Origin of the sequence: Vibrio sp. 10N.222.52.C3 (genome assembly GCF_041474195.1) — a bacterium.
GTDB classification, from domain to species: Bacteria; Pseudomonadota; Gammaproteobacteria; order Enterobacterales; family Vibrionaceae; genus Vibrio; species Vibrio crassostreae_C.
In genome coordinates this window covers 1-827 of sequence record NZ_JBFRTQ010000233.1, presented here as the reverse complement: position 1 = coordinate 827, position 827 = coordinate 1, and the positions used below count along the sequence as shown (strand labels likewise).

The 827-nt window shown below is 40.7% G+C and carries 1 protein-coding gene; it reads right to left on the bottom strand.

What is annotated here, in order from left to right; translation table 11 throughout:
- Positions 1 to 77: 77 nt before the first annotated feature.
- Complete coding sequence (locus AB4517_RS22575) at positions 78 to 719, bottom strand: LysE family translocator (protein ID WP_017060639.1); 642 nt, start codon at positions 717 to 719, stop codon at positions 78 to 80.
- Positions 720 to 827 lie beyond the last annotated feature (108 nt).

The following is an 827-nucleotide window of genomic DNA, read 5'->3' as shown; positions in this document are numbered from 1 at the left end:
AAGCACATTAATATTAACCTTTTATGACAGCATCAAGAATATTCTGTAACCATTCACCTCTCTGATAAAACAGAAAGTTATGCTCGACTGGTCGTCGAAAGCAGTGCGCCAGCCCCAATAAAGACACCTCCAGTGACACGATTAAAGACCTTGGCTCGACCTTTCGCAAACAACCAATTTGACGACTTCGCCCCCAAGTAGGCATACACCAATAACCAAGACAATTCCATCACTGCGAAGGTAAAAGCAAACACGGTAAACTGTGGTAATAGCGCAATTGAGGGATCAATAAACTGTGGGAAAAGTGCAGTAAAAAACAAGATAGCTTTGGGGTTACTCGCGCCAACAATAAAGCCACTTAAGTAATGCTGCGCAGCGCTTTCTTTGACAGATTGAGCACCGCCTTGTTGATCCGATAACTTGTCATAATCTTGTTGGCTAGAGCGCAGAGACTTCCAACCGAGGAAGATCAGATAAGCTGCACCAGTCCATTTTATGACATTAAATACCACTTCAGACGAAGCAATAATTACCCCTAGCCCGGTAAACGATAAAGTTAAAATACCAGTAATCGCAGTTAAGCTCCCCAAGGCAGTAAATATCGATAATTTAAAGCCAGATTGCACACCTTTGGTCATGCACAATAAAGAACTTGGGCCTGGTGATGCCGTTAAAATTAGCACCGCTAATAAATAATAAATCCATGTATCAAAGCTCATCGTGAATCCTCCTTAACTCACTAAAACGACTAAATATTAAACACCAATATGTAATAAGCCCTCATATTAATCAACTAAATATTGCGCTTAACGTCGTCGATATAAATG

What these genes read in the sequence shown, in the direction of transcription:
- AB4517_RS22575 (WP_017060639.1), bottom strand. Translation starts at nt 719, where the DNA reads ATGAGCTTTGATACATGGATTTATTATTTATTAGCGGTGCTAATTTTA.